At 41.9% G+C, this 22,475-nt stretch carries 20 protein-coding genes; 13 read left to right on the forward strand and 7 right to left on the reverse strand.

Annotation, left to right across the window (positions count from 1 at the left end):
* Positions 1-4 precede the first annotated feature (4 nt).
* The 3 genes from bamB to rluF all read left to right on the forward strand — a co-directional run bounded on the left by bamB (position 5) and on the right by rluF (position 3,830).
* The gene (bamB, locus tag AB6N04_RS04280; RefSeq protein ID WP_369310685.1) at positions 5-1,177 is read left to right on the forward strand and encodes an outer membrane protein assembly factor BamB; all 1,173 of its coding nucleotides are present in this window, start codon (positions 5-7) and stop codon (positions 1,175-1,177) included.
* A 129-nt stretch (positions 1,178-1,306) separates the two neighbouring features.
* Entirely contained in the window at positions 1,307-2,782 is a 1,476-nt protein-coding gene (der, locus tag AB6N04_RS04285) for a ribosome biogenesis GTPase Der (protein ID WP_369310686.1), read from the forward strand.
* Between the two features lie 172 nt (positions 2,783-2,954).
* Positions 2,955-3,830 carry a 23S rRNA pseudouridine(2604) synthase RluF gene (rluF, locus tag AB6N04_RS04290; RefSeq protein WP_369310687.1) on the forward strand — a complete coding sequence of 292 codons (876 nt, stop codon included), beginning with the start codon at positions 2,955-2,957 and terminating at the stop codon, positions 3,828-3,830.
* A gap of 139 nt (positions 3,831-3,969) precedes the next feature.
* On the opposite strand, the gene AB6N04_RS04295 is transcribed toward rluF, so the two are convergent.
* Both AB6N04_RS04295 and hemF read right to left on the reverse strand, forming a co-directional pair.
* Entirely contained in the window at positions 3,970-5,112 is a 1,143-nt protein-coding gene (locus tag AB6N04_RS04295; RefSeq protein WP_369310688.1) for a M4 family metallopeptidase, read from the reverse strand.
* A 158-nt stretch (positions 5,113-5,270) separates the two neighbouring features.
* Positions 5,271-6,188, reverse strand: a complete 918-nt coding sequence (hemF, locus tag AB6N04_RS04300) for an oxygen-dependent coproporphyrinogen oxidase (protein WP_369310689.1) — start codon at positions 6,186-6,188, stop codon at positions 5,271-5,273.
* Between the two features lie 136 nt (positions 6,189-6,324).
* Between hemF and AB6N04_RS04305 the strand changes: the two genes are divergently transcribed.
* The 8 genes from AB6N04_RS04305 to cysM all read left to right on the forward strand — a co-directional run bounded on the left by AB6N04_RS04305 (position 6,325) and on the right by cysM (position 13,933).
* Positions 6,325-6,756, forward strand: coding sequence for a GNAT family acetyltransferase (locus AB6N04_RS04305; protein ID WP_369310690.1), 432 nt, complete (start codon positions 6,325-6,327; stop codon positions 6,754-6,756).
* Positions 6,757-6,846: 90 nt separating this feature from the next.
* Positions 6,847-7,452, forward strand: a complete 606-nt coding sequence (locus tag AB6N04_RS04310; protein WP_369310691.1) for an RpoE-regulated lipoprotein — start codon at positions 6,847-6,849, stop codon at positions 7,450-7,452.
* 247 nt (positions 7,453-7,699) lie between these two features.
* A complete protein-coding gene (locus AB6N04_RS04315) occupies positions 7,700-8,599 on the forward strand; it encodes a Dyp-type peroxidase (RefSeq protein WP_369310692.1) in 900 nt (299 codons plus the stop codon).
* 271 nt (positions 8,600-8,870) lie between these two features.
* Entirely contained in the window at positions 8,871-9,893 is a 1,023-nt protein-coding gene (locus AB6N04_RS04320; RefSeq protein ID WP_369310693.1) for a sulfate ABC transporter substrate-binding protein, read from the forward strand.
* Positions 9,893-10,723, forward strand: a complete 831-nt coding sequence (cysT, locus tag AB6N04_RS04325) for a sulfate/thiosulfate ABC transporter permease CysT (RefSeq protein ID WP_369310694.1) — start codon at positions 9,893-9,895, stop codon at positions 10,721-10,723. The genes AB6N04_RS04320 and cysT overlap by 1 nt, the downstream gene beginning before the upstream one ends.
* Positions 10,723-11,583 (forward strand): sulfate/thiosulfate ABC transporter permease CysW, encoded by an 861-nt coding sequence (gene cysW, locus AB6N04_RS04330; protein ID WP_369310695.1) that lies wholly within the window; start codon positions 10,723-10,725, stop codon positions 11,581-11,583. The genes cysT and cysW overlap by 1 nt, the downstream gene beginning before the upstream one ends.
* A 2-nt stretch (positions 11,584-11,585) precedes the next feature.
* Entirely contained in the window at positions 11,586-12,674 is a 1,089-nt protein-coding gene (gene cysA, locus AB6N04_RS04335; protein WP_369310696.1) for a sulfate/thiosulfate ABC transporter ATP-binding protein CysA, read from the forward strand.
* 374 nt (positions 12,675-13,048) lie between these two features.
* A complete protein-coding gene (gene cysM / locus AB6N04_RS04340; RefSeq protein ID WP_369310697.1) occupies positions 13,049-13,933 on the forward strand; it encodes a cysteine synthase CysM in 885 nt (294 codons plus the stop codon).
* 103 nt (positions 13,934-14,036) lie between these two features.
* On the opposite strand, the gene crr is transcribed toward cysM, so the two are convergent.
* The 5 genes from crr to cysZ all read right to left on the reverse strand — a co-directional run bounded on the left by crr (position 14,037) and on the right by cysZ (position 19,044).
* Complete coding sequence (crr, locus tag AB6N04_RS04345; RefSeq protein WP_206082435.1) at positions 14,037-14,546, reverse strand: PTS glucose transporter subunit IIA; 510 nt, start codon at positions 14,544-14,546, stop codon at positions 14,037-14,039.
* A gap of 48 nt (positions 14,547-14,594) precedes the next feature.
* Entirely contained in the window at positions 14,595-16,322 is a 1,728-nt protein-coding gene (gene ptsI, locus AB6N04_RS04350) for a phosphoenolpyruvate-protein phosphotransferase PtsI (RefSeq protein WP_369310698.1), read from the reverse strand.
* Positions 16,323-16,472: 150 nt separating this feature from the next.
* Positions 16,473-16,730 carry a phosphocarrier protein Hpr gene (gene ptsH, locus AB6N04_RS04355; RefSeq protein ID WP_369310699.1) on the reverse strand — a complete coding sequence of 86 codons (258 nt, stop codon included), beginning with the start codon at positions 16,728-16,730 and terminating at the stop codon, positions 16,473-16,475.
* A 354-nt stretch (positions 16,731-17,084) separates the two neighbouring features.
* On the reverse strand, positions 17,085-18,038 hold the full coding sequence (gene cysK, locus AB6N04_RS04360; protein WP_369310700.1) for a cysteine synthase A: 954 nt from the start codon (positions 18,036-18,038) through the stop codon (positions 17,085-17,087).
* Between the two features lie 241 nt (positions 18,039-18,279).
* Positions 18,280-19,044 carry a sulfate transporter CysZ gene (cysZ, locus tag AB6N04_RS04365; protein WP_369310701.1) on the reverse strand — a complete coding sequence of 255 codons (765 nt, stop codon included), beginning with the start codon at positions 19,042-19,044 and terminating at the stop codon, positions 18,280-18,282.
* 218 nt (positions 19,045-19,262) lie between these two features.
* Here cysZ and zipA point away from each other — a divergent pair, with 218 nt between their 5' ends.
* On the forward strand, positions 19,263-20,252 hold the full coding sequence (zipA, locus tag AB6N04_RS04370; protein WP_369310702.1) for a cell division protein ZipA: 990 nt from the start codon (positions 19,263-19,265) through the stop codon (positions 20,250-20,252).
* 57 nt (positions 20,253-20,309) lie between these two features.
* A complete protein-coding gene (ligA, locus tag AB6N04_RS04375; RefSeq protein WP_369310703.1) occupies positions 20,310-22,328 on the forward strand; it encodes an NAD-dependent DNA ligase LigA in 2,019 nt (672 codons plus the stop codon).
* The last annotated feature ends 147 nt before the right edge of the window (positions 22,329-22,475 follow it).

Here is a 22,475-nt window from a genome sequence, read left to right on the forward strand (position 1 = left end):
AAACATGCAGTTGCGCAAAACTCTTTTGATAGGCCTAGTCGCTTCAGCTTTACTTGCCGGTTGTTCCAGCGAAACTGATTCTATCGTTATGGCGCCACTACCACAGGTTGAGAATCAATTTACTCCCTCAATTGTTTGGGATAAATCTGTTGGTAACGGTGTTGGGCAATTTTACTCTGAATTAGCGCCTGTTTGGGATGGTTCAGCAGTTTACGCGGCGGATCGTAAAGGTTTAGTGAAAGCATTTGAGCTCGATAGCGGTAAAGAGATTTGGTCGGTTGATCTTTCCAAGCGCACAGGTTTCCTTTCTGCTAACTTGTCTGCGCTGTTGTCGGGTGGTTTAACCATTGATGGTGACAAAATCTTTATTGGTACCGAACGCGGTACAGTCATCGCGTTGAATAAAGAAGATGGTCAAGTTGTTTGGGATGTTGAAGTCGCCGGTGAAGCACTATCTAAACCAACCGTTAGCAATGATTTAGTGTTAATCCATACGAGTAATGGTCAATTGCAAGCCCTTGATGTTAACAGTGGTGAAATCAAATGGACCGTGAACATGGATACACCATCACTGTCATTGCGTGGTGAGTCAGCCCCTGCGGTCGCTTTTGGTGCAGCGATTGTGGGCGGTGACAACGGTCGCGTCAGTGCAGTGTTATTGTCCCAAGGCCAGTTGATTTGGCAACAGCGCATTTCACAAGTGACCAGCTCTACCGAAATTGGTCGTTTGAATGATGTCGATATGTCACCGATTATTGATGATGGTAAAGTGTATGCAATTGCATACAATGGCACATTGGCGGCATTAGATATGCGTTCAGGGCAAATTCTATGGAAACGCGAATTAGGTTCGGTGAACAATATGGTGTTATCAGGGGAAAATTTATACTTGGTAGACCAAAATGACCGAGTTCTGTCCGTGCGTAAAAGTGACGGCGTGACCTTATGGACACAAGAAGAGCTGCTTAACCGTGGGTTATCGGCACCAGAGATGTATAATGGCTACCTTGTTGTCGGTGATAAAGAAGGCTATTTGCATTGGTTAGATATGAATACAGGTGGGTTTGTTGCGCAAAACAAACTGAATAGCTCCGGTATTCATGCACGTCCAGTTGTGGCAAGTGATAAGCTGATGGTTCAGGCAAAAAACGGAACAGTTTATCTGTTAACGCGTTAATTTTCTGACAAACTGGCATTTTACCGATAAAATAAACGGTTCCTGATAACAGGAGCCGTTTCGTTTTTTTGTTTTCTGAGTTTAAGCCTCAGAATTCCTTAGTTAATTAAAGTTGTGAGGCATCTAAGAATGATACCCGTCGTAGCGCTGGTAGGGCGTCCAAACGTAGGAAAATCCACGTTATTTAACCGTTTAACCCGTACCCGTGACGCATTAGTAGCGGACTTTCCTGGTCTGACTCGTGATCGTAAATATGGACGCGCTGAAGTGGAAGGGCATGAGTTCATTATTATTGACACGGGTGGTATCGATGGGACTGAAGAAGGTGTGGAAACACACATGGCCGCGCAATCCTTACAGGCTATTGAAGAAGCAGACATCGTACTTTTTATGGTTGATGCCCGCGCGGGTCTAATGCCTGCGGATGAAGGTATTGCTAAGCACTTACGTAGTCGCAAGAAAAAAACCTATTTAGTGGCAAATAAAACTGATGGTATTGATGTTACCACAGCAATTGGTGATTTCTATTCTCTTGGCTTAGGTGAAATCCACCCGATTGCTGCTTCCCACGGTCGTGGTGTTACACAATTGATTGAGCAATCATTAAAGCCGTTTATTGTTGAAGATGAAGAAGTTGAGTTAACGGAAGAAGAAGAAAATGCCGCCTATTGGGCTGAGTTAGAAGCGAAAGGCGAACTCGCAGAAGACGACGAAGACGATTTTGACCCAACAACGTTGCCGATTAAGCTCGCAATTGTTGGCCGCCCTAATGTGGGTAAATCAACGCTAACAAACCGTATTTTAGGCGAAGAGCGTGTGGTGGTATTCGATATGCCGGGCACGACTCGCGATAGTATCTATATCCCAATGGAACGGGATGATCGCGAGTACATTCTTATTGATACGGCAGGGGTGCGTAAACGTGGGAAAGTCACCGAAACCGTTGAAAAATTCTCTGTTATTAAAACGCTACAAGCCATTGAAGATGCTAACGTTGTTTTATTAGTTATCGATGCGCGAGAAGGCATTTCAGACCAAGATCTATCTTTACTTGGCTTTATTTTGAATGCTGGTCGTTCATTGGTGATTGCGGTGAATAAATGGGATGGTATGAAGCCTGAAGATCGTGAACACGTGAAAGATATGCTTGAATTGCGTCTTGGTTTTGTTGATTTCGCGCGTATTCACTTTATCTCTGCATTACACGGCAGCGGTGTGGGTAACTTATTTGAATCTGTTCAAGAAGCCTATGAATCCGCAACGCGCCGCGTTGGTACAGCATTACTGACCCGTATCATGAAAATGGCGGAAGATGAGCATCAACCGCCGATGATCCGCGGTCGCCGTGTGAAAATGAAATACGCGCATGCTGGCGGGCATAACCCACCGATTGTGGTGATCCACGGGAATCAAGTCTCTGATTTACCAGATAGCTATAAACGTTATCTGATGAACTATTTCCGTCGTTCATTGCAAGTCATGGGGACGCCAATTCGTATCCTATTTAAAGAGGGTGAAAACCCGTATGCGGATAAGAAAAATAAACTGACAGCAACGCAATTACGTAAACGTAAGCGTTTGATGCAGCATTTGAAAAAACGTTAATATGTCATTAAGGTACATTTAACCTTAATCGACATCAAAGCCGTAACATATCAACCTGTTACGGCTTTTTGTTATATTACCTATTGACAGTTTTAGCGACTAAAGCGCAAACCCGTTCGGCCAATAATGAATAACAATGGTGTCGACGGATCATCAATGATTGAGGGAATTTATGGATACTCGTTCTTCTACACGTTTAAATAAATATATTAGTGAAAGCGGAATTTGCTCAAGGCGTGAAGCTGACCGTTATATTGAGCAGGGAAATGTATTTATTAATGGTAAACGTGCAGGCATTGGTGATCAAGTTTTCTCCGGTGATGTGGTGAAAGTTAATGGACAATTGATTGAGCCTCGTAATGAAGAAGATTTAGTCCTTATTGCTCTCAATAAGCCTGTGGGGATAGTCAGTACGACAGAAAGCGGTGAAAAAGATAATATTGTTGATTATGTGAATCACAGTACCCGCATTTTTCCGATTGGTCGCTTAGATAAAGACTCTCAAGGCCTGATTTTTTTGACCAATCATGGGGATTTAGTCAATAAAATTTTGCGTGCGGGTAATTCTCACGAGAAAGAGTACCTTGTGACGGTGAATAAACCTATCACTGATGAGTTTATTCGTGGCATGGGGGCTGGTGTCCCTATTTTGGGCACAATGACTAAAAAGTGTAAGGTGAAAAAAGAAGCCCCGTTTGTTTTTCGCATTACCCTTGTTCAAGGACTCAATCGGCAAATTCGTCGCATGTGTGAGTACTTTGGCTTTGAAGTGACAAAGCTCGAACGCATTCGTATTATGAATGTAAAATTAACTGGAATACCGGTAGGTGAATGGCGTGATTTAACGGATGATGAGCTTATTGAATTATTTAATTTGATGGAAAAATCAGAATCCAATATTAAACCGAAAAAGTCTCAAAAGACGCAAACAACCAGTAAAAGTGGTAGCGGAGCGAAAACTAATACAGGGAATAAACCCAAGGCGAAACCTGAAAACCCTACACGTAAAAAATTTACACAACCGGGTCGTAAAAAGAAAAAGCGTTAACGTGTGGGTTTAGTTAAAAATACACTGGAATACAAGGCTGAATGATTGGGCATTAGATTTGCTTAAACATCGGCCTTTTATATCAATAACATTAAAAAAAGTGAGTGATCAACGTGTTCTTACGGCATTAGCTTGTGATTTACGATGAATGTTTATCGAATACCAATCCAACATTTTCCCAACTTTTTTGTGTCTGAAAGGCAATTTTTTCGCCAAATAGTTTGCGCGCATTATTTATGGTTGCAGTTGCAAACTGTTTGAAGTTAGAGGTGGATGTGACCTTAGGATCTGAAACCGCAGCTATCCAGATTTTCCCCGCAATATCCCACGTGTTTCCACCTAATTCTGTGGCTAATAAATAGAATGCCCGGTTGGGAATACCTGAATTGATATGAACACCACCGTTATCTACGGTATAAGGTAAATTCTGGTAGTCATCCATATGGGCAACTTGCGGATCTTTATTGTATCTTGAGAAATAATATGCGCTGCCAGGTTTAGACATTGAACGCAGGGCGGGCGCTTTTACTTTATTAATAAAAAGATTTTCCCCGAGTAACCAATTTGATGTTAAGGCACTTTCGTTGTTTACGAATTGTTTGACCATAATACCGATAACGTCAGCAACAGATTCATTAAGCGCCCCTGACTGGAAAATATAGTTAAAATTAGCTTTTGAGCTGATGTAACCGTGAGCGAGTTCGTGGGCGATTATGTCAATGTCATTGTAGAATGGACCAAAAGTTTTTCCATCTCCATCCCCAAAGAAAATAGCTTGAGAATCCCAGAAAGCATTGGCATAGTTTGTTCCATAATGAATAATCGCATTGATATTAGCAGCACAGCCAAACATTTGATCAATATTTAATTTCTCCTTAAAAAATGTACGAACAGTCCCTACAGAGTCAAAAACATGACCGGCAGGCTTTGATGGGGCTCTGGCATCTCCTTCACTCATCACAACTTTGTAGTCATCATAGAGCATGTGTTCATCGCTAGACAGTTTGTCCTGCTGGCAAATAGGAAGATCTGAGTGATTGTGGCTAGTATGGGCAACAGGTTGTTGGGCATCACGTATAACACGGTTATAGTTATTATCGGTACTCACACTACACTGGGATAACAAGTTACGCTGACGTTGGACTTCTTCATCGGTATAGACACGGCTCATCATATCATTGATATGTATTAGTGTGGATTTAAGTCCAACTGAGTCATTTTCAGTAATGAGGTTAGACACTAAACATGGGGATAGTAATGAACGGGCAAGGATGTGACTCATGATATAACTCCATTTCAATTGGGTGAAATGGAATCATAATCGGTTATGTTATTATTGTAACTATATGATATCTAAGCTATTAAATTAGTAACTGTTGTTTTTTATCAGAAAGGTAAAATATCATTTTTCTACCTTTCTATATAAGTTAATACTATTAATTATGGTGATAGCCACTCTTTACCCGATATTAAAAAGTCAGTATAGAGTTTTGCTTCGGCGCTCTGCGGTTCAGGGTGATAGTCATACTGCCAGCGAACAAGTGGGGGCATAGACATTAAGATTGATTCAGTCCGACCACCACTTTGTAAGCCAAATAATGTCCCTCTATCCCAAACAAGATTAAATTCCACATAACGACCACGACGATATAATTGAAACTGCCGTTCACGTTCACCCCATGAATAGTCCCGTCGTTTTTCAACAATGGGCACATAAGCGTGTAAAAAACCATTGCCGACCGCTTGGGTGAAGTTAAAACAGTGTTCAAACCCGCCTTGATTAAGGTCATCATAAAACAGACCGCCGACACCTCGTGGCTCATTTCTGTGTTTTAAGAAGAAATATTCATCACACCAATGCTTATATTTTGGATAGATATCCTCCCCAAAGGGAAGGCACAAATCGCGTGCGACCGTATGCCAATGGATAACATCTTCAGTAAAACCATAATAGGGCGTTAAATCAAAGCCACCACCAAACCACCAAACAGGATCTTCTCCCTCTTTTTCGGCAATAAAAAAGCGAACATTGGCGTGCGTAGTTGGGATATAAGGGTTTAGTGGGTGGATAACAAGAGAAACCCCCATCGCTTGGTAGCTACGACCTGCAAGCTCAGGACGGTGCGCAGATGCAGAAGCAGGAAGTTGTGCACCTTTAATATGCGAAAAATTGACACCCGTCTGTTCAAAAAGTGAGCCATTAGTTAAAACGCGACTACGTCCGCCGCCACCTTCAGCGCGTTCCCATGTTTGCTCTAGAAAAGTTTCCTTACCATCTAGCTCAGTGATTTTTTTGCAAATAGTTTCTTGTAAGCTTAGCAAATAAGCTTTTACACGATTAATATCTGGGTAATTCATTGTTTTCTAATAAAACCAAAGGGAAAAAATAATGAATAAAGTATACCTGTTTAAGGTAAAAAAGGCATATTGAATATTGATTGTGTTGTAAAACAAGTGATAATGACAGGAAGATTAGTTTAAACAGGCAAATGTTATGGAAATACGGATCTTCCGCCAAAGTGATTATGAGGATGTACTGACATTATGGGAGCGTTGTTCCCTAATTGAATTTTCAGGGGATCCTGAACTTGACATCGAACGTAAATTACAATGTGGTGCAGACTTGTTTTTAGTTGCAGAAGTAACTGGGGAAGTTGTTGGCACTATTATGGGCGGTTATGATGGTATTCGTGGCACCGCCGTTTATCTTGCTGTACACCCTGATTTCCGTGGGCGGGGGATCGCGAATGCGTTAGTCAGCCGACTGGAGAAAAAATTAATTGCCCGAGGGTGTGGCAGAATAGAATTATTAGTGAATGAAGAATTCGATGCTGCTATCACCATGTTTGAAAAAATGCAGTACGAAGAAGAACAACCAGAACGTTTGATTTATTCGAAAAAATTAACTCACGAAACGGATTTCTAGGTTAATTGCTATTTGTTGTTTCATTGATTTGAATGTTTCGGCAAATAGATTGTCACAATATGCATTATGCGACGAATTAAAGAGGATGATATGTCCCAACATGCAAAATTAAATAACGCTCAGTGCCTTAGCAAGACATTAAAAGTTTCCCTTTTGGGCTCAATATTCCTGTTATCGGGATGTGCTGGGTTTAAATTTTTCTCACCATCGACTTGGTTTAGTAGCCCATTGATGGTGTCGAGTTCAGGGCTTGGTGAAGTGACCCACTTTACCCCTATGCAGGTGGATACCGTTAAAAAACAATTGGATGACCGTTACTCTATTCGCAGTGGAATGCAAATGGAAAACGGTGAAGTGGTCACGATTTTTCAAGGCATTGATGACGATAAAGTGAAAGTTGAGATTATTGGTCCTGAGCATGGTTATGTTTCTCGAATTGTGGTGAGTGATCCCGATATTGTGACAGAGTGGGGCCCCAAAATTGGTACGCCATTTAGTGATATTTACGATAAAGCCTTTGGCGTATGTGGGTTGGGCGAACGCATAGATAATCTCCCAACCATTGAATGTAACTCACCACAATCTAGCCACGTGGTTTATCGCTTTACAGGTAAATGGCAAGGACCGGAAGATTTGATGCCATCAGATAACGACCTAAAAGAGTGGGAGATTTCTCAAATCCTTTGGCATAAATAAGTCGTTTTCTAAAAATACCGTAATTAATTTAATTAGTTACGGTATTTTTTATCACACCATTATTTTTCTACCGAATTTAAGAAAGAAATTTTCCCCTTTGTTAAATTTTCTTTCTTATAATAGACAGCGAAACCTATAAAGCCTTGCGTTAAAACAAGGTGAAGAACACAGCGATAAGGTACGATAACCCTATCGTTTTAGATAACAGATAGGTTAGATAACATATTTATTTTACGAGGTTTACCGCATGTCTCATTCTCAAAGTGGTATTTTGAAAGAACATAGTCGTTTCGGTATTTTTATTGAAGCATTGGTGCAAGAAGGTTCGTTGGATGAAGTCAAAGACGGTTGTAAACGTTTTGTCGATGCTTTAACAAAATTACAAGCGCAATATCCAGATGATCGTCTTGGCGCGGTGATTGCGTTTGGTTCCGATACGTGGAAGCAATTGGGACGAGCTGGCAGTGCTCCGGAATTAAAACCCTTTCGAGCATTAGGTAAAGGACTAGCCCCTGCAACGCAACGGGATATGTTTATTCATATTCAATCATTGCGCCATGATATTAACTTTTCTTTAGCACAAGCCGCGTTAAAAGCATTCGGTAAATCTATCAATGTGGTTGAAGAAATACATGGATTCCGTTGGGTTGAAGATCGCGATTTAAGTGGCTTTATTGATGGTACAGAAAACCCACAAGGGGAAGAAATTGCCGAAGTGACTTTAATTGATGAAGGAAACGATAAAGGCGGAAGCTATGTTTTAGTTCAACGCTATGAGCACGACTTAACCAAGTGGGACCGTTTCTCTGAACACGAACAAGAAAAAATGATTGGTCGCACGAAGAAAGACAGTGTTGAATTGGATGAAAATGCTCGTAATGTGACTTCTCACGTTTCACGTGTAGTGATTGAAGAAGAGGGTGAAGAGCTCGAAGTGATGCGCCACAGCTTGCCGTATGGTACAGCGAGCGGTAAGCACGGGCTATTTTTTATTGCCTACTGTGCAAGATTGCACAATATTGAACAGCAACTGTTAAGTATGTTCGGTGAAAAAGATGGTAAATATGATGATCTGTTACGCATGACTAAAGCCGTTTCAGGTAGCTATTATTACGCACCTTCCATTGAAATACTACTTGCGTTATAAATGACTCCTTGCCGCACGGATGCGGCGATTTCCTTATTTTTTAACTTCTTCCCTGTTTTTATCACCGTATCGATAAATTCACCGCTATCCTTGAACCAACTTCATAAGTTTAACTATCTGATAATAAAAAAGATTTAATTGCTTATTTCCTTCCTTTCTTTGTTATTCCAATTTGATATATTAAAATGTGATTGATAGCTACACAGTTATAACCAAAACCGCTACAGTGAACTCATTCAGATATTTTGCTTTAGTGATAAATGGGGATGACATGAAAACACATTTTTTGAAGAAAACTGCTTTAGCTAGTTTAGCTACCCTGTCTTTTTTAGGTAGCCCGCATTTATTCGCTGCTGAACTCCTTAATAGTTCATATGATATTGCCCGTGAATTATTTGTGGCCCTTAATCCCACCTTTGAAAAGCAGTGGAATGAGGCTCACCCTAATGACAAATTAACTATCAAACAGTCTCATGCGGGTTCATCAAAGCAAGCCTTGGCTATTTTGCAAGGGTTGAAAGCCGATGTCGTGACCTATAACCAAGTCACTGATGTACAAATTTTACATGATAAAGGCAATTTAATTCCTGCTGATTGGCAAGCGCGTTTACCCAATAATAGTTCCCCATATTATTCCACGATGGCTTTTTTAGTGCGTAAAGGTAACCCGAAAGGGATTAAAACGTGGGACGACCTTGTTCGTAGCGATGTAAAGTTGATTTTCCCAAACCCCAAAACATCCGGTAATGGTCGTTATACCTACCTTGCCGCGTGGGGCGCATTTGACCAAGAAAATAAAGGGGATACTACAAAAACACGTGAACAAATGAAGCAGTTCCTCAAAAATGTGGAAGTATTTGATACTGGCGGTCGTGGTGCAACAACCTCATTTATTGAACGGGGTCTTGGGGATGTATTGATCAGTTTTGAGTCTGAGGTGAACAATATCCGCTCACAATACGGGGAAACTGATTATGAAGTGATCGTGCCTCCTGTCGATATTTTAGCGGAATTCCCTGTGGCTTGGGTGGACAAAAATGTACAAAAAAACGGGACAGAAGAGGTTGCGAAAGCCTATTTAAATTATTTATACAGCCCGCAAGCGCAGGAAATTATTACGAACTTTAATTATCGAGTGAATGATAAAGCGGTGATGGAAGCAAACAAAAGCAAATTCCCAGAAACGAAATTATTTACTGTTGAATCTCAATTTGAGAGTTGGCCAAAAGTGATGGATGTCCATTTCTCAACAGGAGGGGAGTTTGATGAATTAATGGCACAAGGGCGCCGTTAATGAATCGGTCTGGAAAGCGTTTTTTGCCGGGCTTTGGCCTAACGCTGGGGAGTAGCTTGTTTTATACCTGTTTAATTTTGCTACTACCAATGAGTGCGTTAGTGATCCAGCTCTCGGAAATGACATGGCAACAGTACTGGGCGGTGATCAGTTACCCGCAGGTGGTTGCCGCTTATAAAGTGACATTATTGTCTGCGTTAGTCGCAAGCTTATTTAATGCCGTGTTTGGGTTGTTATTGGCATGGATTTTAACGCGCTATCGTTTTCCAGGTAGAACATTATTAGACGGTTTAGTGGATTTACCCTTTGCCTTGCCAACAGCAGTAGCTGGGTTAACACTGGCGACCTTGTTTGCCACGTCTGGGTGGTATGGCCAATATCTTCATCAGTTTGATATCAAAGTGGTGAATACTTGGTTAGGGATTGCGGTTGCAATGGCCTTTACCAGTATTCCTTTTGTCGTGCGGACGGTACAGCCTGTATTGGAAGAGCTAGGACCTGAATATGAAGAGGCTGCACAGACATTAGGTGCGAGCCGTTGGCAAACGTTTCGCCGAGTGATTATGCCTGAACTTTCCCCGGCATTGCTTGCGGGAACCGTTTTGTCATTCACACGTAGTCTGGGGGAATTTGGTGCAATTATCTTTATTGCAGGGAATATTGCTTGGCAAACAGAAGTGGTTTCTTTAATGATTTTTAGCCAGTTACAGCAATTTGATTACCCTGCGGCAAGTGCGGTTGCATCCGTTATATTAGCCGTCTCGTTACTGCTGTTATTCAGTGTTAATTTAGTACAAAGTCGTTTCGGCAAACGTCTAGGGGGGAAATAATGGCGCAAATTACACCGTTACAAACCGCCCAACGCACATCGGTTAACTGGGGAAAATGGCTGCTAATTGCTGCTGGTATTTTATTTTCCATCCTATTGTTGGTGATCCCTATTATTTGGATTTTTATTACGGCGTTGCAAAAAGGATTAGGTGAAGTTCTGCTTAATTTATCTAATCCGGATATGCTTCATGCTATTGGATTAACGGTATTAATTGCGTTGATCACGGTTCCCGTTAATTTGATTTTTGGCACGATGATGGCGTGGCTAGTGACGCGTTTCCAGTTTCCCGGACGGCAGCTCTTGCTTACATTAGTGGATATTCCTTTTGCCGTTTCCCCCGTTGTTGCAGGGCTGTTATATCTCCTATTTTATGGTTCAAACAGTTGGCTTGGTGGTTGGCTTGAAGGCTTTGATATCCAAGTCATGTTTTCATGGCCGGGAATGGCATTGGTCACGATTTTTGTCACTTGTCCATTTGTGGTAAGAGAGTTGGTGCCCTTGATGTTAAGCCAAGGTAGCCAAGAAGATGAGGCCGCAGTATTACTTGGCGCATCAGGTTGGAAAATGTTTTGGCGTGTCACGTTACCCAATATTCGCTGGGCGCTGTTATATGGTGTTGTGTTAACCAATGCACGGGCTATTGGCGAATTTGGTGCGGTGTCGGTAGTTTCAGGGGCGATTCGCGGTGAAACGTACACGTTACCTTTGCAAGTTGAATTATTGCATCAGGATTACAATACTGTTGGTGCTTTTACTGCGGCGGCTATTCTTGCGCTAATGGCGATTATTACGTTAATCCTTAAAAGCGCGCTGCAATGGCATTTAAGTCGTCAGCAATCTGAATCAGGAGTCCATTGAACATGAGTATTGAAATTGAAAAAATCGGTAAGTTGTTTGGGAAAACTCAAGTACTCAACGATATTTCACTGGATATTGCATCGGGTGAGATGGTGGCCTTATTAGGCCCTTCAGGTTCAGGAAAAACTACTTTACTGCGAATTATCGCAGGTCTTGAGCAGCAAAGTGGTGGGATATTGCGTTTTCATGGGCAAGACGTGAGTCGAATTCATGCGAAAGATAGGCTCGTTGGTTTTGTTTTTCAACATTATGCACTGTTTCGCCATATGACAGTGTTCGATAATGTAGCATTTGGCTTAACGGTACTACCGCGTAAACAGCGTCCTTCGTCTCAAGAAATTAAGCAAAAAGTTATGCAGTTATTGGAGATGGTGCAATTAGCGCATTTAGCCGCGCGTTTTCCTGCTCAACTTTCTGGCGGGCAAAAACAGCGTGTTGCACTGGCGCGTGCATTAGCGGTAGATCCACAAATTTTATTGTTAGATGAGCCGTTTGGCGCTTTAGATGCACAAGTGCGTATCGAACTGCGCCGCTGGTTGCGCCAGTTACATGATGAGCTTAAATTTACCAGCGTATTTGTGACACACGATCAAGAAGAAGCGATGGAAGTTGCGGATAGAATTGTAGTGATGAGCCAAGGGCATATTGAGCAGGTTGGCACACCAAAGGATATCTGGCAACGACCTGAAACCCGATTTGTGCTGGAGTTTATGGGAGAAGTTAATCAAATTTCTGCACAGATCAAAGGGTCGGTTTTAGCGATTGATGGTTATGAGTTTCCATTAAATCATACGAGTGCACACCAAGGCGAGGTGGATGTCTTTTTGCGCCCTTGGGATATTTCATTAAAATCCGAAGTCGATGAACAGCACCGCTTGCCAGTAAAAGTGACTGAATCAGGTCCAAGAGGGCACTTTTGGCAGTTGACTGTGCAGCCAATAGGCTGGGGGAATGGTCCATTATCTGTAGTTTGGCAATCGAACGCGGTCATACCTAATCGCGGTGAACACTATTTTCTTGGTAGCCAACAAGCCAAAATATATCAAGGTGATACAGAGTTAATTTTTCCGCAATTAGCCAAGAGCGCTTGAATAGCGTTCTTCTTTCTTGTTAACACCGATAAGTTAAACATTATTGGTGTTATCTTTTATTATTCCTGCTATTTTACCTCTCTTTTCTTTATCCCTATCGATGACTTGCGATGGTGAGTGTCTTATTAATTATCAATTGTAATCGCTTGATAGATAAGTACTTTATTTATTATGAATAGAAGAAATATAGCTGGTAATTCTATTAGCTTATTGTAATATAATATATCAATTAGCTATATCATTATAGGTAATAAAGATAATCTATTTTTCTAATAATATTATGAAGAGAATTCATGTCCACTCATAGGCTTATTGGAGTAATATCTTATTTCTATTAATTCTAAGTGATAAATAAAAATGATAAGGATGCGAAAGTGTCAACTCTGGAACAATTTATTGGTCACACCCCATTAGTAAAACTTCAGCGTTTGACGCAAGGGATTGATGCTGAAATTTGGGTAAAACTTGAAGGCAATAACCCTGCTGGCTCTGTAAAGGATAGGGCGGCTTTTTCTATGATCAGCGAAGCTGAAAAACGTGGCGAAATTAAGCCGGGTGACACGTTAATTGAAGCAACAAGCGGCAATACTGGCATTGCACTGGCAATGATTGCTGCACTAAAAGGCTATAAATTAAAATTATTGATGCCTGATAATATGAGCAAAGAGCGTCAGGCATCAATGCAAGCCTACGGCGCAGAGTTAATTTTAGTCAGTACAACAGTTGGTATGGAAGGGGCTCGTGATCTGGCGCAAGAGATGGAAAAAAACGGCGAAGGGAAGGTGTTAGATCAGTTTAATAACCCTGATAACCCACTTGCACACTTTAAGACAACAGGCCCGGAAATATGGCAACAAACGCACGGTAAAATTACGCATTTTGTGTCAAGTATGGGGACGACTGGTACGATCACGGGCGTGAGCCGCTATTTAAAGTCACAATCAAAAGATGTGCATATTGTCGGCTTGCAGCCTGCTGAAAAAAGCCAAATACCAGGCATTCGCCGTTGGTCTCCTGGTTACTTACCGGGGATTTTTGATGGCACATTAGTGGATAGCGTACTGGATGTTAATCAGCAAGAAGCGGAAGAGACTATGAGGGCGTTAGCGAGGCTTGAAGGTATTTTCTGTGGCGTAAGTTCAGGTGGTGCGGTATCAGGGGCTTTACGCGTTGCGAAAGAAAATCCGGGGGCTGTGATTGTGGCAATTATTTGCGACAGAGGTGATCGCTACCTATCAACGGGTGTTTTTAACGGTTAAATAATGTTTTTTTAGTAAACGTAGTATTTACACAACAGAATGACAAAACGCATAAAACCATCAGGCTATTCACCTGATGGTTTTATAATTATTATGGGCGTTATTATTTCTTAATACGCATAATGACAGTTTCGCCCACTGTCACTGAACCTGTCAGTTTATTCAATTCTTTGATTTCATCCATGTTGGAAATCACGACCGGTGTTAAAACGGATTTCGCTTTTTCTTCTAACAGGGCTAAATCAAATTCAATCACTAAATCGCCTTTTTTAACCGCTTGACCTTCTTCAGCGATACGTTTGAAACCTTCACCTTTGAGCTCAACGGTATCAATACCGAAGTGAACAAAAAGTTCAATACCATCATCTGATTCAATAGAAAACGCATGGTTGGTTTCAAAGATTTTACCGATTGTACCGTCTACTGGGGCAACAATTTTGTTACCAGCAGGTTTGATGGCGATACCATCACCCACAATTTTCTCTGCAAAAACAACGTCTGGAACATCTTCAATATTGACGATTTCGCCAGATAATGGGGCGATAATTTCAATACTGCCACTGCTACTTTTGTCTTCCGAAACGAGTGATTTCAGTTTGTCAAACAGACCCATGGACCTTCTCCTAATCGTTTTATATGGGACCGAACTAATGTGCTGTTCTTAGCATAACGTTTTTTCTTGGATAAAGGTATCTACAAGTTTCATTAATTCATCTGCTGTTGGTTGAGCAAGTGCTTGTTCAGCCAAAGCTTGGGTATCAGCAAAGTTCGCATTGCGAATGAGCTTTTTGATACGCGGAATTGAAATTGCGCTCATACTAAATTCATCCAGCCCCATGCCAAGTAGCAATAAGGTTGCACGTTCATCACCTGCTAACTCGCCACACATACCTGTCCATTTACCTTCAGCATGTGATGCATCGATCACCTGTTTGATTAGGTTAAGAACAGCTGGTGACATCGGGTTATAAAGGTGAGAAATCAGTTCATTACCACGGTCAACCGCTAAAGTGTATTGGGTGAGATCGTTCGTCCCAATACTAAAGAAATCAACTTCTTTAGCCAAATGACGGGCAATTATAGCGGCTGCTGGGGTTTCCACCATCACACCAACTTCAATTGTTTCGTCAAAGGCTTTCCCTTCTTCACGTAACTGAGCTTTTAACATTTCTAGCTCTGCTTTTAGTTCACGAACTTCTTCAACGGAAATAACCATCGGGAACATAATACGCAGTTTACCAAAATTTGATGCCCTTAAAATAGCTCTTAATTGTGAGTGTAAGATTTCTTTGCGATCAAGACAAATACGAATTGCACGCCAGCCGAGGAATGGGTTCTCTTCTTTCGGTAAATTCATATAAGGCAGGTCTTTATCGCCACCGATATCCATGGTACGAACGATAACGGCTTGGCTACCCATCGCTTCAGCAACCGCTTTGTATGCTTGGAATTGCTCTTCTTCGCTAGGGAATGCGTCTCTATCCATAAATAAGAATTCGGTACGATAGAGGCCCACGCCTTCTGCACCATTACGTTCAGCACCGGCAACATCGCGCACAGTACCAATATTGGCACAGACTTCAACTTGGTGACCATCAAGGGTAATTGCGGGTAAATCTTTTAATTTAGCCAGTTCTTCTTTTTCTTGCAGATAGTCATCACGGAATGCTTTGAGTTTATCAATTTCAGCATCTGATGGGTTTAGGTAAATAGTATTATTTACGCCATCTAAGACAATGAAATCGCCATTTTTAATTTTGCTGGTGGCATCGCTAGTCCCAACAATTGCAGGTAACTCTAAGGAGCGAGCCATGATGGACGTATGGGAAGTACGGCCACCTAAATCAGTAATAAAACCTAATACTTTATCAAGATTTAATTGCGCCGTTTCTGACGGAGTTAAGTCCGCGGCGACTAAAATAACTTCTTGGTCGATGGCACTTAAATCAACGATAGGGATATTTAAAATATTCTTCAATAAACGTTTACCGATGTCTCGTACGTCAGCCGCACGCTCTTTGAGGTACTCGTCATCAAGAGATTCAAGGGCTTGAGCTTGGTCTTCAATCACTGAATAAGCAGCGGCATCAGCCGTTTTTTTATCACTTTTGATTAAAGAAATAATTTCTTGCTCAAGTTCCTCATCTTCCAGCAGCATGATATGACCTTCAAAGATCTCAGCTTTTTCAGCGCCTAGATTTTTTTCGGCTTTTTCTTTAATCAGACTGAGTTGTTCGGCGGATTTATTTCGCCCCTCAATGAAGCGTTGAATTTCTTTTTCGACCTGATCGTCTGCGATTTTTTTGGTGCTCACAACGATAGGGTCTTCTTTAAGGATCAAAGCCTGACCAAAAGCAAAACCTGGGGATACTAAAATTCCTGAAATCATAATATTACCTTACTGCTGCTAGGGCTTAGTGCTGGGAGTTCTGATGTTGCAGAGACGATGGTGCGTTTTATTGATTATGCAAATATCCCCGAATGAAATCATTCAGGGACAAGAATGAGATCGATTAAACGCGTTCTCTAACGTGGGAAATTATTCTAATTCGCCCATCAGTTTAACTAAATGTTCAACGGCTTCTTTTTCATCTTCGCCTTCAGCGGAGATGGTCACAACAGTACCTTGCGTCAAACCTAATGTTTGTAATTTGAACAGGCTTTTTGCGCTCGCTGATTTGCCACCAGAAATCAAAGAAATATCAGAAGTGAATGCTTTTGCTTCTTTCACAAACTGTGCTGCAGGACGAGTATGTAGACCGTTTGGTGCTGTAATAGTGACTTCTTGCTGGAACATAGTATTTCCTCAATAACTTTAGTTTTTTTAATTACCCAGACAATTGTAGATGAAATAGGCTAGGTTTGCGTATAAGTTAGATTATTAACTTGCAAAAAGGTTTCCTACTTTGAGCCGTATCAACCCTTTTTCGTTTTTTCCCTCAAAATCGTGATGACATAGGTTAGTCGAAAAACATGGTAATGGGTATGTTCATTTGACTAAATTTTGATTAATTTCGAGGTGCAAAATAATTACTATGTTTAATACTAAACCCCAGATCAGAAATCATCCCCATCCGTGCTAAATTTTGATCTATGCCACAAAAAAAGCACCTTTAAGGTGCTTTTTTAACGATTATGTAACGAAAGTATGCTACTCAGCAGAGATATCCGCGAACAGTACGGTAGAGAGATAACGCTCACCGGAAGAGGGTAAAATCACCACAATGTTTTTGCCTTTATAGGCAGGATCTGCCGCAATTCTAGTTGCAGCCGCAATCGCTGCCCCTGAAGAAATGCCTGCTAAAATACCTTCTTTTTCCATTAGCTCGCGTGCGGTTTTAACCGCTTCGTCATCACTGATTTGAATCACTTTATCAAGTAGGGTTAGGTCTAAATTACCTGGAATAAAGCCTGCACCGATACCTTGGATTTTATGCGGACCAGGTTTGATTTCTTCTCCCGCTAATGCTTGGGTAATAACAGGAGAGGTTTCAGGTTCAACAGCAACGATGGTGACATCTTTGCCTTTAGTTTTCTTCAGGTATCTCGCAATCCCTGTGATGGTACCGCCTGTGCCCACACCAGCAACGATAACATCCACATTGCCGTCAGTATCTTCCCAAATTTCTGGACCCGTCGTTTTTTCATGGATTTCGGGGTTTGCAGGGTTATTAAACTGTTGCAGTAAGAGGTATTTTTTAGGATTGCTATTGACGATTTCTTCCGCTTTTGCAATTGCACCTTTCATCCCTTTAGCGCCTTCGGTTAGAACAAGGTTCGCCCCTAATGCTTTCAAAAGTTTCCGGCGCTCAATACTCATGGTTTCAGGCATAGTCAGTGTGAGCTTATAACCTCTTGCTGCTGCGACATAAGCGAGAGCAATCCCTGTATTACCACTGGTTGGCTCGACCAATTCTTTGTCTTTGTTCAGGATACCTTTTTTCTCAGCGTCCCAAATCATGTTTGCACCGATACGGCATTTAACGCTGAAGCTTGGGTTACGCGATTCCACTTTTGCTAAAATATTGCCATTACCAAAGTGCTTTAAACGAACAAGTGGGGTATGGCCAATGGTCAACGAATTATCATCATAAATTTTACTCATGGGATATCCTTAAAAAATCGGTTAGCCAGTAAAAGAGTATTCGGCGTTCATTATAAAATAGGGTGTGAGTCCAACATACGTGAAGAGCAGATTAATGCAAATATGATTTAGGACTAAGCTTATAACAAAAGGCTATTTTAGATCCAATTGTTCTAAAGCATAAATAATTAGCAAAGGATAGAGGAAATCAGAGGGAAAAAACCATAAAGTGCGCAGGTGGTCAAACCCGCGCAAAGAGAGATTAATAACGCGCGTAGCGGCTGCGGTAGCGATCTACCCACATCAAGGTTGCCCCACAGACAGCAACAGGCATGATGACTAAGTTGATAATTGGTATCATCATCAGCAAGCTGACAACGCAGCCAAATTGAACGTTTCGCACGCGCTCTTTGGCTAGGGCTTGCTTCATTTCGCTAAAACCGACACGGTGATTATCGAAAGGGTAGTCGCAATATTGGATTGACATCATCCACGCACCAAACAAAAACCATAAGATAGGTGCAATAGTTTGACCAATACCGGGTATTAAAAATAAAACTAATAGGCCAATCGCCCGCGGTAAATAGTAACCGATACGAACAAACTCGCGTTTGATCATCCGCGGAATGTCTTTTAATAATTCAGCCACCCCCGTATCCGGTGCGGGCTTACCGGTGAGTTCCGCTTCGAGTTTTTCCGATAACCAACCATTAAATGGTGCGGCAATAATATTGGCAACGGTACTGAAAAAATAGGTAAACACTAATAAAATAGAAATCAAAGCCACTGGCCAAATTAGATAATTAAGCCATTGTAGCCAGTCAGGAACATAGCTCATCACTTGGTCAATCCAACCACCAAGCTTACTGTATAACCACCAAAATGCGCCCCCTAAAAAAAGAATATTCGCGAATAGGGGCAAAATCACAAAACGTTTGATGCCAGGGCGTGTAATTAATCGCCATCCTTGTGTAAAATAATAAAAACCGGAGTGGTCTTTTTGTGGCGAAAATGTTGATTGGGTCATACTTCTCGTTTTCTCCTTTTCGGTTGACCTTGTATGATATAGATATGAATTTAGGCTGACTAGCCATTATTTGCTTAAAAAAGCAGCAAATGAAAGCGGAATATTCTCTTTCTTGTAAGAAAATCGTTCTGAGGGTTGCACTTAGAGCAATTGAGAAATAATCTTAAGGTAGTTTCCGCCGTGATGGCATTTTCATTCATCAACTAGAGATAGCAGCGATGCAGGATTTGCGTCTAATATTAGTGGTCGTAGGTGCGATAGCGATTGTCGCTTTATTACTGCATGGTTTATGGACCAGCCGTAAAGAGCGCTCAAAGTTATTTCGCGACAGACCTGTAAAACGTAGAAAAAATGACACGCAGGAGAATTCATCGGACTATGATGATTCTGCATTATTTACTGAAAATCAATCCACTCAGCAGGCACCTATTCAACCCGCTGCGACTGAGCCTGTATATCCGGTAAAAAATGAGTCTCAAGTTGAACCTAATATACAGCCATTATCGTCGGTTGAACCTGAAATTAAAATGAGTATGGCACCAGAGCCGCCAGTTCACGCTGAGCCTGTCGCTCAGCATGTTCAAGCTCCCCATGTGCCAGAACAACTGACCATCAATATGAATGATGATGTTGCTGAACCTGAAATAGGTACTCAACCAGTGCAGCATCATGCAACAGAACCGCATATTGATGGGCACAAACGACAAGAAGAGCCACAGCTTAAACACCATGAACAGACGCCGTCGCACCCTGAAACGAAAGCTGAACCACAGGAAGAGCCTGCTACAACAAATCGCAAGGAGACAGTCCTGGTACTTCATGTAGCCGCACATCAGGGGCAAGAATTACAAGGTGAAATATTACTACAAAGTATTCTTCAAGCGGGCTTCCAATTTGGTGAAATGAAAATTTTTCACCGCCACGTAAATCCGTCAGGCACTGGCCCCGTTTTGTTTAGTTTAGCGAATATGGTGAAACCAGGCTCCTTTGATCCTGAAACTATGGCTGATTTCTCTACGCCGGGTGTCTCCATATTTATGATGGTGCCATCCTATGGTGAAGCAAGCCAGAACTTTAAACTCATGTTACAAGCGGCACAGCGCATCGCATCCGATGCTGGTGGCGTGGTGCTAGATGATGAACGCAAGATGCTAACCCCACAAAAAATTGAGGTGTATCATGCGCGGATCAGAAATACACTAAATTAAACCAAGTGTTTTACAAAGCCCCCTTAACTGGGGGTTTTTTATCTTTACGAGTGGATCATGACTACCAAAAATGAAATCGATGAATTAAAAAAACAACTACGTCATCACGAATACCAGTATCATGTACTTGATGCGCCCGAAATTCCCGATGTGGAATATGACAAACTGATGCAGCGCTTGAAAGCCCTTGAAGAAGCACATCCAGAGCTTGTTACGAGTGATTCACCCACTCAGCGTGTGGGAGCTGCACCTTTATCAGCATTTGAAACGGTTCGTCATGAAATTCCGATGCTGTCTTTAGATAACGTTTTTGATGAAGAGAGTTATTTGGCTTTTGATAAACGCGTTAGAGATCGTTTAAAAAACCATGATGCGCTCACATTTTGTTGTGAATTGAAACTTGATGGTTTAGCTGTCAGCTTGTTGTATGAAAATGGCGAATTAGTGCAAGCGGCCACTCGCGGTGATGGAACAGTCGGCGAAAATATTACCGCAAATGTGCGCACTATCCGTGCAATCCCATTGCGCTTAACAGGGGACAACATTCCGGCTCGTGTGGAAATTCGTGGTGAAGTTTTTATGCCACAAAAAGGTTTTGAGGCGTTGAATGAAGAAGCGCGGCGAACGGATGGCAAAGTTTTTGCTAATCCACGTAATGCGGCGGCAGGTTCATTACGTCAGCTAGATCCTCGTATCACGGCAAAAAGGCCTCTCACATTTTATTGTTATGGGGTAGGGTTGATTGAAGGTGGCACATTACCGGACACGCATTATGACCGTTTACAACAGTTTAAAGCATGGGGGCTACCTGTTAGTCACTATGTACAACTGCGCCAAGGCCATCAAGCGGTATTGGATTTTTATCACCAAATCGAACAAGTTCGCCCAGAATTAGGGTTTGATATTGATGGTGTCGTGATTAAGGTCAACTCGATTGCCATCCAAGAAGAACTTGGTTTTGTTTCTCGCGCGCCGCGTTGGGCTATCGCATTTAAATTCCCGGCCCAAGAGCAAATCACTGTATTAAAAGATGTGGAGTTCCAAGTTGGGCGTACGGGGGCGATCACACCTGTTGCCCGTCTTGAACCAGTACAAGTGGCGGGTGTGACTGTGAGTAATGCGACATTGCATAATGCAGACGAAATTGAGCGTCTTGGCGTGCATATTGGCGATACGGTGGTCATTCGTCGTGCTGGTGATGTGATCCCCCAGATTGTTAGCGTTGTTGCAGATAAACGCCCGGCCGATAGCCGTGAAATTGTGTTCCCAATTCATTGCCCTGTTTGTGGTTCAGATATTGAACGTATTGAAGGTGAGGCAGTTGCCCGTTGTACTGGTGGGTTAATCTGTGGTGCGCAGCGCAAAGAGGCACTTAAACACTTCGTTTCTCGCCGTGCTATGGATGTTGATGGCATGGGGGATAAAATCATCGATCAGCTCGTTGAAAAAGAGTATGTAAAAACGCCCGCTGACCTTTACCAATTAAGTGCAGGCAAATTAACTGGGTTGGATAGAATGGGGCCAAAATCAGCTCAAAAGCTGATTGATGCACTTGAAAAATCTAAACAAACCACATTAGCGCGGTTTATCTACGCATTAGGTATTCGTGAGGTTGGTGAAGCGACAGCTGCTAACTTAGCGGCGCACTATGCAACGCTGGATGCGGTAATGGCAGCGGATGAAGAGTCCTTAAAAACAGTGCCAGATATCGGACATGTTGTTGCTAAACATGTGGTGAACTTCTTCCACGAAGCACATAATCAAGCGGTTATTAATGATTTAATCACCAGAGCAAATATCCATTGGCCAGAAGTAAAAGTGGTTAATAGCGCTGAAATTGATAGTCCATTTGCAGGTAAAACAGTGGTATTAACAGGTTCTATGAGCGTTCTGACCCGTGATGAGGCGAAAGATAAGCTGGTTGCTCTTGGGGCGAAGGTCGCGGGGAGTGTTTCTAAAAAAACCGATATGGTGATCGCGGGCGAAGCGGCGGGGTCGAAATTAGCAAAAGCAAATGAGCTCGGTATCCCTGTTATTGATGAGGATGAATTGATCCGTTTGCTGAATATCGAGTAGTAAACTATATTTTGAATGGCTTAGTTATCTCATATAGGTGAGGTAATTAAGCCTTGATAGGTCATTATCAGACTTAAAGTAAATTTCCAACAACATTTCTGTGCAAAAAAGGTCATTTGTCCTGTTATCGTTAATTAAAACGTGATC

The organism is Providencia rettgeri (genome assembly GCF_041075285.1).
Lineage (GTDB): Bacteria > Pseudomonadota > Gammaproteobacteria > Enterobacterales > Enterobacteriaceae > Providencia > Providencia rettgeri_G.

Coding starts and splice junctions, on each gene's coding strand:
- AB6N04_RS04310 (WP_369310691.1), top strand. CDS start 6,847: ATGTCCCAACATGCAAAATTAAATAACGCTCAGTGCCTTAGCAAGACA.
- hemF (WP_369310689.1), bottom strand. CDS start 6,188: ATGAATTACCCAGATATTAATCGTGTAAAAGCTTATTTGCTAAGCTTA.
- der (WP_369310686.1), top strand. CDS start 1,307: ATGATACCCGTCGTAGCGCTGGTAGGGCGTCCAAACGTAGGAAAATCC.
- ptsH (WP_369310699.1), bottom strand. CDS start 16,730: ATGTTCCAGCAAGAAGTCACTATTACAGCACCAAACGGTCTACATACT.
- cysK (WP_369310700.1), bottom strand. CDS start 18,038: ATGAGTAAAATTTATGATGATAATTCGTTGACCATTGGCCATACCCCA.
- AB6N04_RS04295 (WP_369310688.1), bottom strand. CDS start 5,112: ATGAGTCACATCCTTGCCCGTTCATTACTATCCCCATGTTTAGTGTCT.
- AB6N04_RS04305 (WP_369310690.1), top strand. CDS start 6,325: ATGGAAATACGGATCTTCCGCCAAAGTGATTATGAGGATGTACTGACA.
- bamB (WP_369310685.1), top strand. CDS start 5: ATGCAGTTGCGCAAAACTCTTTTGATAGGCCTAGTCGCTTCAGCTTTA.
- AB6N04_RS04320 (WP_369310693.1), top strand. CDS start 8,871: ATGAAAACACATTTTTTGAAGAAAACTGCTTTAGCTAGTTTAGCTACC.
- crr (WP_206082435.1), bottom strand. CDS start 14,546: ATGGGTCTGTTTGACAAACTGAAATCACTCGTTTCGGAAGACAAAAGT.
- ptsI (WP_369310698.1), bottom strand. CDS start 16,322: ATGATTTCAGGAATTTTAGTATCCCCAGGTTTTGCTTTTGGTCAGGCT.
- cysW (WP_369310695.1), top strand. CDS start 10,723: ATGGCGCAAATTACACCGTTACAAACCGCCCAACGCACATCGGTTAAC.
- ligA (WP_369310703.1), top strand. CDS start 20,310: ATGACTACCAAAAATGAAATCGATGAATTAAAAAAACAACTACGTCAT.
- zipA (WP_369310702.1), top strand. CDS start 19,263: ATGCAGGATTTGCGTCTAATATTAGTGGTCGTAGGTGCGATAGCGATT.
- rluF (WP_369310687.1), top strand. CDS start 2,955: ATGGATACTCGTTCTTCTACACGTTTAAATAAATATATTAGTGAAAGC.
- cysZ (WP_369310701.1), bottom strand. CDS start 19,044: ATGACCCAATCAACATTTTCGCCACAAAAAGACCACTCCGGTTTTTAT.
- cysT (WP_369310694.1), top strand. CDS start 9,893: ATGAATCGGTCTGGAAAGCGTTTTTTGCCGGGCTTTGGCCTAACGCTG.
- cysA (WP_369310696.1), top strand. CDS start 11,586: ATGAGTATTGAAATTGAAAAAATCGGTAAGTTGTTTGGGAAAACTCAA.
- AB6N04_RS04315 (WP_369310692.1), top strand. CDS start 7,700: ATGTCTCATTCTCAAAGTGGTATTTTGAAAGAACATAGTCGTTTCGGT.